At 50.1% G+C, this 13,457-nt stretch carries 8 protein-coding genes; 1 reads left to right on the forward strand and 7 read right to left on the reverse strand.

The genetic code is table 11. The features are described 5' to 3' along the window. Nucleotide 1: 1 nt before the first annotated feature. The 4 genes from NR195_RS17195 to NR195_RS17210 form a co-directional block, all read right to left on the reverse strand. Nucleotides 2-1,537 (reverse strand): carbohydrate porin, encoded by a 1,536-nt coding sequence (locus tag NR195_RS17195; protein ID WP_256844755.1) that lies wholly within the window; start codon nucleotides 1,535-1,537, stop codon nucleotides 2-4. 157 nt (nucleotides 1,538-1,694) lie between these two features. After that, complete coding sequence (locus NR195_RS17200; RefSeq protein ID WP_256844756.1) at nucleotides 1,695-2,621, reverse strand: aminoimidazole riboside kinase; 927 nt, start codon at nucleotides 2,619-2,621, stop codon at nucleotides 1,695-1,697. Between the two features lie 219 nt (nucleotides 2,622-2,840). Then, the gene (locus NR195_RS17205) at nucleotides 2,841-3,812 is read right to left on the reverse strand and encodes a ParB family protein (RefSeq protein WP_010671957.1); all 972 of its coding nucleotides are present in this window, start codon (nucleotides 3,810-3,812) and stop codon (nucleotides 2,841-2,843) included. Next, nucleotides 3,809-5,011 (reverse strand): AAA family ATPase, encoded by a 1,203-nt coding sequence (locus NR195_RS17210; protein ID WP_010256940.1) that lies wholly within the window; start codon nucleotides 5,009-5,011, stop codon nucleotides 3,809-3,811. Before NR195_RS17210 ends, NR195_RS17205 begins: the two co-directional genes overlap by 4 nt. Nucleotides 5,012-7,039: 2,028 nt before the next feature. On the opposite strand from NR195_RS17210, the gene NR195_RS17215 reads away from it, so the two are divergent. Further along, nucleotides 7,040-8,113, forward strand: coding sequence for a RepB family plasmid replication initiator protein (locus NR195_RS17215; protein WP_010256943.1), 1,074 nt, complete (start codon nucleotides 7,040-7,042; stop codon nucleotides 8,111-8,113). 1,363 nt (nucleotides 8,114-9,476) lie between these two features. Here NR195_RS17215 and NR195_RS17220 read toward each other — a convergent pair. The 3 genes from NR195_RS17220 to NR195_RS17230 all read right to left on the reverse strand — a co-directional run bounded on the left by NR195_RS17220 (nucleotide 9,477) and on the right by NR195_RS17230 (nucleotide 13,109). Then, the gene (locus tag NR195_RS17220) at nucleotides 9,477-10,664 is read right to left on the reverse strand and encodes a diguanylate phosphodiesterase (protein WP_187505994.1); all 1,188 of its coding nucleotides are present in this window, start codon (nucleotides 10,662-10,664) and stop codon (nucleotides 9,477-9,479) included. A 251-nt stretch (nucleotides 10,665-10,915) separates the two neighbouring features. Beyond that, a complete protein-coding gene (locus NR195_RS17225) occupies nucleotides 10,916-11,125 on the reverse strand; it encodes a YdgH/BhsA/McbA-like domain containing protein (RefSeq protein ID WP_010256949.1) in 210 nt (69 codons plus the stop codon). Between the two features lie 199 nt (nucleotides 11,126-11,324). Continuing rightward, nucleotides 11,325-13,109 carry a GGDEF and EAL domain-containing protein gene (locus NR195_RS17230; RefSeq protein ID WP_010256951.1) on the reverse strand — a complete coding sequence of 595 codons (1,785 nt, stop codon included), beginning with the start codon at nucleotides 13,107-13,109 and terminating at the stop codon, nucleotides 11,325-11,327. Nucleotides 13,110-13,457: the final 348 nt, after the last annotated feature.

Here is a 13,457-nt window from a genome sequence, read left to right on the forward strand (position 1 = left end):
GTCAGAACCAGGTTTCCATCTGTACGCCGAAGTTCCATTCGCCACCGGCATCGAATCCTTTACTGCCGAAGGCGTCGTCACTGGCATAGTTATCCAGCCGGTGATCCCAGTTCATCCAGGTTGCAAAGAGACGAATTTCCGGACGTTTGAGGAAGTCACCGACATCACCGGCTTTCAGGGTTGGCGCAACGGTGAGTTTGGTAAAGCTGCCGCTGACCGCATTACGGTTGTTGTAGCCTTCGGGACGCAGATCCATGTACTGATAAGAGCCTTCATACTGCATCTCAAAGTTCTGGGTGATTTCCTGAATCAGCCGCAGGTTGACTGTCGCCCAGTCATAGCTGTCACCTTTGACGTAACGATCGTCACTACGCTGAGCCAGTAAAGCAGGTGCAATGTGCCAGCCACCGCCCAGCGGGGTAATACCGTAACTCGCCAGACGCCAGGTGTCCGCTTCCGGCAACAGTGCGCCATCAGAACCAATCGACTTCACCTCTGCGCCCAGTCCATGACCATAGAGCAGTGCAGTTCTCGACGTGCCTTCTCTCAGCCCATAAAAGCTGTCGTTATGCAGGCCAAGCAGCGCATGTACGCCGGTTTCTGCCGCATCGCTTTTGACTCTGAGGCCGTCGATGTCACGGCGATCGTCGTTATCCTTTGCCCGCATACCGCTGACCATCAGCTGTACCGGCCCGACAAAGTTATTCAGCGACAGGATGTAGTTCTGCGCAGTGTTTTCATTGTTTTCAATGTCGCCAAAGGTACGACCATAAAGGGAAATGTTACTGCGCGCCTGATCGCTCCATTTCATGTCGTAAATACCGGCACCGGTACCGGCAAGGAACACCACATCGGAGTCGATCCAGTGAATATCAAAGTTATCGCGATCAAAACGCTTACCGGCCCAGACCGTGGCGTTATCGAATGCGCCGCTGAAGGTGGGAAGCTGCCCGAGCTCGACAAACGCCTGACGCAGGTTGAGATCGCTGCTGGCGGCTGTCCAGTCGTTGTAGGTGCGCTGTCCATCGGCCAGCATCGCTTTGAAACGGGTGGTCGCGCCGTTGTCCAGCGTCTGTTTATGTTCAAGGTTGAGCTCAACGTAGGTATCCGGTTCATTACCAAGGCGACCAACGTGACCGCCGGTTTCCCCGGCAGGCGTAACGGTCGGGCCACCCTGAGTTTTGGCGGCCGAGCTGTTCATCAGCAATCCTGAACGGGCATAACCGTGGAACTCGAAGCCACCTTCATCGGCTGATTTTTGTTCCAGTTTCGCGGTGCGCTGCGCGACCTCAGCGGTGGAGTTTTGGGTCTGTTGTTGCACGGCAGCCAGCTGCTGTGCCTGCTTCTCAGCCATCTGTGCCTGTTTCTCCGCGACCTGTGCGCGGGTTTCCGCTGCATTCGCTCGCTGCTCGGCTGCCTGCAGTCGCTGCTCCATGGCCGCAAGGCGTGCTTCAATGCTGCTCATACTGGAGTCGGCCCAGACTGATGTGGAAAGTAATATCGTTGAGAGACTCACTGCTAACGTGCTTTTTTTCATTTTTTTATGTCCCTGAAGAGAGGCTATCATCACCGGATTTTTTGCTAAACCGGTTTAGGCGCAAATCATAGCCACGGGTAATTTCCCTGCGCAATGAAAATTGCTAAACCGGTTTAGTGATTGTGAGATAGCTCCCAAAACAGGGGCAATAAGATAATCAGCCTGGCAGGTCGTCCAGCTGGTGGAGCCGCGGAAGTGCTGTCATGGCCCCTTTAGCCGTGGTTGCCAGTGCACCGCAGCGTTGTGCACTGGTAAGGCAGATGGCCAGCTGCGATTCATCGGCAGGAAGACCCGACTTAGCCAGCCCCCAGAGTAATCCGGCCACGAAGGCATCACCTGCGCCCGTGGTGTCGATGCTGGCCACGGGCGAAGTAGCATAGTGGTATAGCTGGCCCTGATAGCAGGCGATCACACCTTCCCTGCCCCGCGTGACCAGCAATAATTTTATGCTGAATCGCACTGCCAGCTGCGGCATGGTGATAGCCGGTTCCTGATCCGGACAGAGAAAATTGAGTTCCTCGTCGGACAGTTTAACCACGTCCGCATGGCTCAGCGCCTCGTTCACCACCGCATGCAGCAGTTCCGGATCGGGCCAGAGGTCATGACGCAGATTTAAATCGAAACAGACATGCCCGCCTGCTGCCCGGATCTGCTCCATGGCAGTCAGGGTCGCCGTGCGTGAAGGTTCAGCTGATAAGGCAATCGAACAGCAGTGCAGCCACTCCCCGTGCCGGAATACGGGCAGGTCTTGCACCTCAAGAAACAGGTCAGCACTCGGCCTCACCATAAAGGTAAAGGAACGTTCGCCATGGTCATCCAATCCGACCACCACGGTTGAAGTGCGGTGCTGCGTATCAGCGATCATGTAGCGGGTATCAACCTTCTCTTCAATGAGCGTTTGCCGCATAAACTCACCAAAGGGATCATCCCCTACCCGCCCGATAAAAGCGCTGTTTCCCTGCAGACGGACAACTCCAACGGCGACATTGGCGGGCGCCCCACCCGGACACTGCATCAGGCGACCCGGCATTTCGGGAAGCAAATCAACCACGGCATCCCCGAGGCACCATACGCGTACAGACATAAAAAACTCCTCTGATTAAACCTGATAGCTAAACCGTTTTAGCTATAGCGATAAACCGTGCTGAGTTCAAGCATTACCCTGCGGAAATGATGCGTAATTAACAGAAGTCGTTATCAGGCGAAGAGATAAGATGCGGATTGCACTGTCGGGAGGCCGGTGGAGGAAAGAATTAAAAAACCGGCACAGAGGCCGGTTCTGGTATCAAAAACGTAAAGAGGATTATTTTAATGTGGAGAGTATCTGTCTGATTGACGCGTCGATCTGTTCAGCAATCTCTTTTGGCAGACGGCTGAATTCATACTGCACAGTCCGCTTCTCATCATTAGTTTTACGACGCGCATAGGTATTAGCTGTGGTAAAGGTAGCCAGCTTTTCCGTCACCGTCTTGCTGACGGGTGCAGGTTTTTTTAACTGACGACGGGCGCTTTTAAAGCCGTTAAGAATCGCGCTCTTCTTCTCATCCGCATTGGCGCTTAGCAGGGAATCATCAGCTTTAAGCGTTTGCTTAATATCGCTGACCAGCGCGGTGACATCAACCGCTTCCGCTTTCGCCTCTTCCCAGACATCGAGCAGTAGCTGGTAATCCTGAAGTGTCAGCTCTGATACGACCGGAAAGAGTTCAATAAATTCAGCGGGTACGGCTGCGGCCTGGAACGCACGTGAGACCTTTGCGTTTGAGATGCCTTCTGCTTTAGCAATCTCTGTTTTGCTCATGCCATTTTCGTTCATCAGCATAAAGCGCAGGCCTAATTCACGCAGGTTATGCTCTTTTGCTGTCTGAATGTCCGCAGCCAGCTGACGCGCATCACTAAGGCTCAGTTCATCAGCGGTGACCAGTACTTCCAGACTGGCACCGGAAAGAATGCATGCGGCGCGGCGGCGCGAACCATCCATGATTTCAATCCGGTCACCGTTGACACGACCAATAGCCGGAAAAAATTGCTGCAGCGTAATAGTACGGGTGATCTCCTGAAGCGATTCCGGCGTCAGCGTGCTCTGGTCACGTCCGTTGATTTTTGGGTCAACGCTGGTTCTGGTTTCAATATCATCATGCAGGATTAGCTGGCGCACAAAGGTGGCCTTCGCGCCCGACTTCAGCGTAAATGTGCGCGACTGGCTGCTGCTGTCGATCATGTTTGCGATAGCAGAATCACCAAACTTGCGCCCGATGCGCTGTATAGGTTTGCTCACAGGGTACTCCTGATATATTCAATGCGGTCAAACACAGCCCTTGAGAACTGCTCGGCTTCATATTTAGCTTTGCGCAGAGCGTCCGCACTGCCCGGATAAGAGGAGGGATTGGCACTGATCACCGTATCAAAGGATTCACCGCAGCGCTCAAATCCATCCAGCCGCGGCAGGCTGCAGTCCAGCATCGATTTGGTAAACACTTCCCGGGCATAGCTTTGCGAAGTCAGATGATCGTGTTTAGAGGTCATTTTGGACATAAAGCCGATATTGGCTTTAAGCCGTGGCTCAATGCCTTCGGACTCAATACGCTCCAGCATTTCCGGCAGACGCGTCAGATACTTCATGGTGGAGTGGAAATCGACCTGTGCCGGAGGTGTCGGCGTCAGCAATACATCACTGGCCGCAATTGCATTCAGCATGAATGAATCAAGGTGAGGTCCGGTATCAAGGAAGATAAAATCGTAGTCACCCGCCAGACGATCAATCACGTTGCGCCGTAATACTTCCGAAGGCGCAACGCCTGGCAGATGCTCAGCAACCAGCTCTTCCCAGTCGCTTGCAACAAAACCATCGTCGATAGAAGCTGGGATCACATCAACGCCGGGCATGACAGTAGGTTTAATGAATTGCTTACGAAGCTGGTCTGCATCCAGATCGTTCAGCATCGCCTGCGCTGCCGTCTCCAGAACTGAACCGACACTGTTGGTATGGCTCAGGAACATCGTGCTTGATGCCTGTGGATCCAGGTCGATAACCAGAATACGCAGGTCATTATGTAACATAGAAGGATGTGCACGCATACCGTGGGCCAGCGTGACTGTGCTCACTGTTTTTGAGACACCACCTTTAAGGCTGACAACGAATACGACAAAGGGGCCATCGTGCCGATCACGATATTTCGGAACTTTACGATGCTGATATATGTCGACCACATTCTGGATAGTCAGGGCATATTGTGAGGTGCTGCCGGTCTGTTTTTTTCCAAACTGATAACCTGCTGCTTCCATATCACCAATTGCGGCGACAACAGCATGCTTACTCAGCAATGGCATGTTGGCGACAGCATTCCGGGAGAAGGTCTGGTAAAAACCGGTCTGGTTAAATTCCTGACGCTGCTGCTCAATATGGTTACTCAGTCCATGTAACATGGAATTGGCACGTGTGGCCATTTCCAGCACTCCACCATAATCACGCTTCATAAGCCCCTCTGCGTTAATGTTTTTTGCATACTACACAAAAAGCACATATCTGCCAATTTTTTAGAAAAATGCCAAAAACCTGGATTTTTTCTCCGCGATGGTGAGATGCAAGCAGCATTACTTTTGTGAATCACTGGAAAGTGAATCGCTCTGCTTTTTTGTCTTACAGGCTGGTTGAGACAGATAACTTAAAATGGCGACATTAAACTAATATTTTAAGGACTAATGATTCGGAGCGGTGCATTCCGATTCTGATAAATCATCTGCCAGTCTGCAGGTTGCTCGTTAAATTGTTTTCGTGTTTTCAATGGTGTTTTCAGCATGAAAATTCAATAAAAGTTATTATAAATCATTTAATTACTTGTGAAATGCCCTGGTGAAAAATTTCCAGGATTAATGCATTTTCACTCAACATTTACTGCTGACGTAGAGTTTTACTCAGAAGCTATTACAGTGCTTTTGAACCTGAAGGAGTAGGCATAACGGTAAAGTACGCAAGTAATCGTTACCGCTATCATTGCTAAATTAAGATCACTGCTTCCAAATCTATACCTTTTATGCCTTGTCATTATGTAGCGTTCATAATCTGCGTTGCTGCCTGTCAACATAATGTCAGGCGTTTTTCCGCATAGGGTTTTTATTGCAAGGCTTAATCCAGAAAAGATAGGGATTTAATTCCCTTCATCATTATGTGATGTCACGAATCAAAATCATGGAAGAGTTAAGACTACCGATTTAAGAGCATGAGTAGGAGTAGAGAACAGGCTTAATGCGGCAAGGCTTAGAGCAATATTAATTGGGGCAAGTCACCATAATGTAGCTATGCCGGACAGTCAGAATTAACGCTCTGCTGTGCTTGATTCAGATCCGGATACTATCTCTTCATCTTCATGTCATTCTTACATTCCTGAAATTACTTCATTCATGCTAAGCCTATTTATTAGTTTAAGTTATTATGCCGAACGCATTTTTTCACACAGTTGTTCTTCCTGTTGTTCCTTCACTGGCGCCTTATTAATTTCTTCCGGGAACGTTATTTTAAGTGCTTTTTTAGTATGTCTGACAGATTCTGAGTACTGACAAAACAAAGATATTACGTTAAGTAAAAATCGCATGGTGTTTTCACCATGAAAATAAAAAACAATTCATTATTTATCAAAGAGATAGGCGATTAATGTCATGGTGAGTTTTCTGTATTTTCACTGACCGATTTTCTGAGGCCTGATTTAAACTTATAACCTTAAAGATTTAATGGTTATAGGTGTATGCAACATTCCAGTCTTACCTATGCTCAGCGTTAGATCGTTTTAGCAGTAAAAGACCTTCTCAGTCGTGCTTCTGATAAACCGCACATTCAGAACTGAAGGTGAAAATCACTTCTGACCGGGACTCTCAACTAATTCTTTGTTTTGTGTGTTTTATCCCCGTTATCCACAGGCCAGATCCAATTGGTCGATCCTCAATAGATCAAATTGAGATCCTTAACAGATCCCTGCAGCGTCTGAAGCCTTGTGACACAAGGCCTGGAAGGGGGTCAGTAACCACTGTAGCGAGAAGAATAACCACTATAACGAGTATAACAACCACTATAGCGAGAAAAGCAACCGCGCTGGCGAGAACTCAACAACCACTATAGCGAGTAATTGGCCTGAATCGGTGTGCATAACCCTGATTATGCGTAGATGACGGCTTCTTCCAGGGTGCTTGCGCTGAAAGAGTGAGATCCAGTAAAGGGGGAGGGCGGTGGCTCGACTCTTTTTCAGTTAGTTTTCTCAGGTTATCCACTGAATAGATCCAATAACAGATCCATTTAAGATCCTTATTAAGTTCCTTAAAGATCCCAGCACCGCCTCAGGCCACGGTATGACTACGTTAAAGCCGGGTCGCTAACCACTATAACGAGTAAAACAACCACTATATCGAGAGAAATAACCACTATGGTAAGTAGATTAACCGCTGTAGTGAGTGATAGTATCCACTGTATCGAGTAACAGCGGCTCTCGCCTGTTCACATCACGGATCTTCCTAATGCCAAGAAAAGAACCAGATATCCTGAACATAGCTGATGCGTTTAGCGAAACAGATAAACGTACAGGTGAAGTTGTTACTCTTACCCCCAACAGTAACAACACCGTCCAGCCGGTAGCATTGATGCGACTCGGTTTATTTGTTCCGACGTTAAAATCCACAGCGCGCAGTCAGAAAAACCAGATGAACGCCATGGATGTGACCCAGGATCTTAAACAGTTATCCCTGGTCAGGTCAGAAGGCTATGACAACATTAAGATTCTGGGTGCCCGCCTGGATATGGATAATGATTTCAAAACCTGGGTCGGGATCATTCGTGCATTCGCTACGCATGAGTGTCTGGGAGACACGGTAACGCTCTCTTTCGTTGAATTTGCCAAACTATGCGGCATACCCTCAGTGCGTCTCTCCTCGAAGCTCAGGAGCCGTCTGGATGCTTCGCTGACGCGTATTGCCTCTAACACCCTGACTTTTACCAGCAAGGGCGGAGAGAACTACACGACGCACCTGGTGCAGTCTGCGAAATACAGCATTAAGAAGGACACGGTAACGCTGCAGGCCGATCCCAAGATCTTTGAGCTGTATCAGTTCGACAGAAAGGTTCTGCTGCAGCTTAAAGCCATCAATGAGCTGGCACGCAAAGAGTCTGCTCAGGCGCTCTACACCTTCATTGAAAGCCTTCCGCCGAAGCCTGCGCCGATATCTATGGCGCGTCTGCGCGCAAGACTTAACCTGACATCGCGTGTGATTACCCAGAATGCCACCGTCAGAAAGGCCATGGAGCAGTTAAAAGAGATCGGCTATCTCGACTACACCGAAACCCGACGTGGCTCATCAGTCTACTTCTGGGTTCATTATCGTCATCCTAAGCTGCGCCCGGCCGAACTGCCGCTCAGTAAGTCAGGCCTGATCGATGATGAGATGGATGAGTTTGACGATCTTGATATCGATTCCGACGTAATTGACGTCAGCCTGCCTGAACCGGTGATTGAAGAGGATAGCAGTGAGCTGGTGATGGTCTCGCGTGAAGAAAAAGAGCTACTGAACAAAATCAGGAAGCAGAAGAAGCAATGACACGCTTTCTGCTAGCATGCTACTCCGCTTTCAATCTCTTATCGGGAACGCCGGGCTGAAAGACAATAACCACTGTAGCGAGTAACGTTACTCACTTTAGTGGTTACCAGCACGACAGCAACATACGTAACGCCTGTCTGAACAGGGCTAATCGCGCTATTCATCACTCTCCATCGGCAGGACCTGAATTGAGCCCGGTGCTGTGTTTACTCTCTATAGTGGTTAGTCTTTCCCGGAAGAGCGGTCTCAAAAAGCGTAATAGCCAGAATGAGACCCAATGTTCACTCGCTATAGTGGTTACTCACCTGATCACAGCACAGAAAGTACGCCCGTCATGAAGTATTCAAGCAGGCTGTGCAGGGGAATCTGTGTCATTACTCTACTCGCTATAGTGGTTATCTCCTCCGCTACCGCGCTTTTTCATCTCCCTTTTGTCCATCCAGGGTGGGCAAACTACTCGCTACAGTGGTTATCAGGTTGTTTTATCGCTAAAGCGTTCAGTTAATGATCAGATATTGGCGCTGATGAATGAGATATTCTCGCTACAGTGGTTGTTAATTGGGAGCAGAAATGAGGAGCTTACTCGCTATAGTGGTTGTTATTGTCACTGGCCTATGCTCGATATAGTGGTTACCTTAAATAGAGTAAGCACTCACTATCATTTATTGCACTGTCAGTAAAAGACTTCCTGTTAAATTGCCAAATTCCCACACCTAAAAATGGTTACTCGCCACAGCCGTTAAACGGTGTGCCGTGCTTCAGATTTTTGCAGTTAAAGAGCTTAGCTGCATTCATAAAAGCACCTTTGCGAGGACCCACACAGGGCGGATTCTGCAATCAAGGGTCAAAATTCATTGTTGAGAGGGAGATCGGTTTTTTACTCGCTATAGTGGTTATGACTGAATGAAACCGTACCTGGCGTACCTGAAACAAAGGGTAATGCGCCTTCGCGCTGCAATTTAGAAGGACGGATGACGATTTACTTGCTCTGCTTACTCGCTACAGTGGTTTCCGAACCCTGAATATCGTTACTTTACTCGCTACAGTGGATAGGCGATGAAGTTCGATCCTAAAAAGGATCCGCCACTGATTTGCTTACTGGAAGAGTTAAACAGGTAACTTTACTCGCTACAGTGGTTATCAAATAGAACTAAGCCAGAATGAGTACAGAGATTGAGGCATGGCCGGAACCATCAGGAAGGCGCTGCCGTTATCCCTGTCACAAGAACGGGTCCGATGGGGGCGCGGGGGAGGGGAGGTGTTTAGCGGGGCCGATGCGGCTTTGATACTGCTCTGCAGGACATCGGTGAAGAAAGCGGACTCGCGCTGACGTACCGCTTTATCACCGTTGGGACAGAGAGTGTTACATCGCCTCCCGGTATTCCGGCCAGGCAACGGATTGTGCTTCATAACGCCCTGCGGCTGCGAACAGCGTGCCCTGGAAGTTGATCACACCTGCAGCCTCCAGCCACATCCACTCTTCTGCCTGTACGATCCCTGCCGCGATGACGGTAATTTCCAGCGCGGAACAGCATTTAATAATCGCCTGAACCACCGCCTGCTTTGGCCCACTGCGATGAACATCGCGGGTGATACCGGCATCAATACGAATGCGGTCGGGCTGAATGTGAGTCAGCAAGGACAATCCCGCGGAGCCGTCACCAAAATTGTCGATCGACAGACTGATTCCGACCGCTTTTAGTGCGCGTACGGCTTCAGAGAACGCTTCCAGCTGCGAGATCACTGCGGTTTCGCTTACGCCAACTACAACCTGCTCAGGAACCAGTCCCGCCTGCTGAATAGCGGCCACAATATGATCGACGGCATTGGGTATCACCACCAGCGTCATAGGCAGCAGGCTGACGTACAGTGTCATACCGTCCGGGCAGACCAGGCCAGCATGGGCAAACGTCTTTTTCACGGTTTCCAGATCGTTAACATAAAGCTGATCGCCTGAGGTGTCGTCGGCGGGAGCAGGTCGCAGAGTGGTCGCCTCAATCGCTGTGACCTGACGAGCGAGGGGATCCACCACCGGGCGAAAGCTGACGCCTTCTGTCTCCGGACGGGAGTCCGGCACATCATTGTGCTCAGAAATAAACTCCCAGTAACCCGGCGGGAGGACCTCGTAATAGTTCTCTTTCTCACGAGACTCTACAAACGTGCGCAGGAATTGCAGTGCCCGATCATCATAGGTCAGACGATATTTTGACGTCCCTTTATCCAGCACGGCCTGCAGGAGCGATGAGCGATCGTGTTCACGCAGGTCAAAGAGTGCCATGCCCGCATTACCAAAGCGGCGGTAAGGCGCATAGTCGCGCATCAGCTCCACCACATTGTGGTGCCGTCGATCTGCACAAATCCTCTGATAGACTGCCTGAATGCCCGCTTCCGGACCCTCAAGCAATTGAAAAAAATGGGTACCGTTAAATAATAAGATGCCGGTCACGTCGTGAGCCGCATTTATTTTGCTGGCGTTGTCGACCATCGCGGGCAGGGTTCTGATGGGAAAGTCATCTGAAATATGGCTGCGGTATATTATGGTAGTCAGCATGTGCAGCTCCGTTTTATAAGATTGTTGCGCACACGCTAGCATTGTTCAAAAAATGTTTCATCTCTCCTTATTCACTGTCGCACAGACTGCACCACGGCAGGTGGCAGTAAGCGAAACGGCAAATTACGGGGCACGGTTCCAACAATCGTAATGGGATCAGAGACGCTGAACCTGAGCAGACTAACTTATGCTTACTGAATAATAAAAAAGGCCGCCGTAATGGCAGCCTCATCGTATTGAAGGGGTAAATGTTATTTGATCAGTTCAGCAGAGACATAAGCACGATTATCAACGCGTGCGCCGGTAATTTTATAGGATGCACCTGCATCTTTGGCCTGTGCGGCGACTTTCGCTTCAGCAGCATCCAGGGTAGAAGCAGTAGCGGTAATAGTCTGGGCAAAACTACCGAATGAAATCAGAGAAAGTGCAGTAACAGCAACGAAAGTTTTGATGGATTTCATGGTCAATTCCTTAGCGTATTTCAGTCAGGGAGAGGCGTTTTGCCTCGATGGAATAAATGATAGGCGCGATCTCGCCAGACTGATATAGCTAACTTTTGCTGATATTGATCAAATATTTTGAATTATTACCATGGGGGATATCAGAGCTCGATCTGATAGCTGAAAATGCAATCTGATATCAGATTGCGCCAGCTCCAGATTAATGACACTCGCCACGCAGCTTCCAGTGCAGCCAGTGATCCAATGCTTCTTCGTTCAACGGCTTCGAATAGAAATAGCCCTGAGCCTGATCGCAGCCATACTCGGTCAGGGATGTTACTGCATCCGGACACTCAACCCCTTCTGCCACCACGGTATAGTCCAGCTCTTTAAGCATGGCGATGATGCTGCGTGCAATGATGCGTGAAGCCGTGTCAGAGGAAAGCTCACTGATCAGGGAACGATCCAGTTTAATCACATCAAGCGGCATGCGACGCAGATAACTGATATTGCTGTAGCCGGAACCGAAATCATCGAGTGAAATAGTGAATCCTCGTGCTCTGAGCATCTCCAGCCCGCGCAGGGCGGTCGGGCTTTCAAGGATACGTTCGGTTTCCAGACATTCAATTCCCAGCAGAGAGGTCGGGAGCTTAGATTTGACCATCTTACTTTCCAGCGCTGAAGCGAACCCCTCGCGCGCAAAGTCACGTACGCTGACGTTTATCGTTAGCGGCAGCTGGATGCAGTTATTCCTCAGCCGGCTAAGGCGCTCAACCGCCCGATCGATAATCCAGGCTGTCAGCACAGAGAGCAGATCGGTCTGCTCAGCCAGCGGGATAAAGGCGGCAGGTGAAAGCTCGCCCCGGCTGGGATGTTGCCAGCGGATAAGCGCTTCCAGACCGACAGGTTTACCACTTTGCAGGCAAATTTTCGGCTGATAGACCATATATAGCCCGGTGTTCTCGCGTAATGCCGTTTTAAGATCGGTCATCAACAGGAAATCTTCCGAACGCTGCGTTTCAGCCTCAGCGTCAAAGCGCTGAGAGGGCAGGCCGCGGCCGACCGCTTCATGCAGCGCACTGACCGCACGGCCTAATATTTCAGATGCTGGCATGCTGCCAGCGACAAAGTCAGCCTCACCGGTATGGGGAGTCAGCGCGACTGACAGACCTTCATCCATGTCCGCACTGATACCTTCCAGACGACCGGCTACCCACGCGGCACTGAGTCGGCTATCCGCTCGGGTCAGGATAGCAAAGCGGCCGGTGGCCACCGTATAGATCATCTCCCCAACCGCCGGACGCAGGCGTAGCGGCAGCAGAGTGGCCATATCTTTCAGCAGGCTCTCAACCGGGCTCATTCCCATGGTGCGGGCCAGTTCATAAGCGCGCGACATATCGATGCAATCAATCAGAACCAGACGGCGTGGCGTGGTATCGCCGGCAACGGCAAGATATTGCAAATCACGTATCAGGCGCTGACGGTTAGGCAGCCCGGTCACCGGATCGGTAAAACCCGCCGAGTGCCAGGCTTCAAGAAAGGACATTACCAGCGTAGAGAGCAGCGTTAAGGTCGTCACCTGGTCACTGGGAAACGCATGCGGCTCGGTGTCGGTCACACATAGTGTGCCCAGAATAATGCCATCGCGTGTTTTCAGTGGCACACCGACATAAAAGCGGATAAAGGGTGAGCCAGTGATCAGGGGATGCGTGACAAAACGCGCATCGTAATAAGTATCAGGGACGATCACCGCACTGTCGCTATCAACCACGTGGCGACAAAGTGAATCCGCACGCGTTGAGCGTTGCAGTTCAAAATTGTGTGATGCCCGAACGGTCTGGAACTCGTCATCCAGCACCGATATAAAGCTGCCCGGGATACCCAGGGCCTGACTGGCTAACCGGACAAACTTCCGGAGAACTTCATCGCGGCTTTCATCAGGGTCGCGCAACGCCTGTAAGGCGCGGCTGCGGCGCTCATTGTCGCCGTTTAAATTGTTTAACATGTGTGTAGAACCCCCGCACCGGCTGATTACGGAGCGAAAAAAGAAAACTGTCCGGAGCGAAATGTGATTCGGGCGGCAGGAAATATGGCGTGATTTTTTATTTTCAACTGGATAATAAGGGACTATGCAGCGGGTGTCTCTTAATATTTTCTTTAACGCATTAAAGGGGTTGTTACGATTCGAAAATTTAATCGAAGATGCGCCTGATTATTTACATTTGTACATTTTATATAGCCAGGAGAGGGTTTTTACGGTTGTTAATGTTTATGTTCCATCAGGAGATGAATAAGCATTCAGGGTGGTTAATGTTATTTCTAAGTCAGTTTTACAATTAAACAGGTCTGCAGC

This window comes from Pantoea sp. Ft-CA_14 (assembly GCF_024520875.1).
Lineage (GTDB): Bacteria > Pseudomonadota > Gammaproteobacteria > Enterobacterales > Enterobacteriaceae > Pantoea > Pantoea agglomerans.

Excerpts from the sequence above, each read along its gene's own strand:
- NR195_RS17220 (WP_187505994.1), bottom strand. The coding sequence starts at position 10,664 with ATGCTGACTACCATAATATACCGCAGCCATATTTCAGATGACTTTCCC.
- NR195_RS17225 (WP_010256949.1), bottom strand. The coding sequence starts at position 11,125 with ATGAAATCCATCAAAACTTTCGTTGCTGTTACTGCACTTTCTCTGATT.
- NR195_RS17210 (WP_010256940.1), bottom strand. The coding sequence starts at position 5,011 with ATGAAGCGTGATTATGGTGGAGTGCTGGAAATGGCCACACGTGCCAAT.
- NR195_RS17200 (WP_256844756.1), bottom strand. The coding sequence starts at position 2,621 with ATGTCTGTACGCGTATGGTGCCTCGGGGATGCCGTGGTTGATTTGCTT.
- NR195_RS17195 (WP_256844755.1), bottom strand. The coding sequence starts at position 1,537 with ATGAAAAAAAGCACGTTAGCAGTGAGTCTCTCAACGATATTACTTTCC.
- NR195_RS17215 (WP_010256943.1), top strand. The coding sequence starts at position 7,040 with ATGCCAAGAAAAGAACCAGATATCCTGAACATAGCTGATGCGTTTAGC.
- NR195_RS17230 (WP_010256951.1), bottom strand. The coding sequence starts at position 13,109 with ATGTTAAACAATTTAAACGGCGACAATGAGCGCCGCAGCCGCGCCTTA.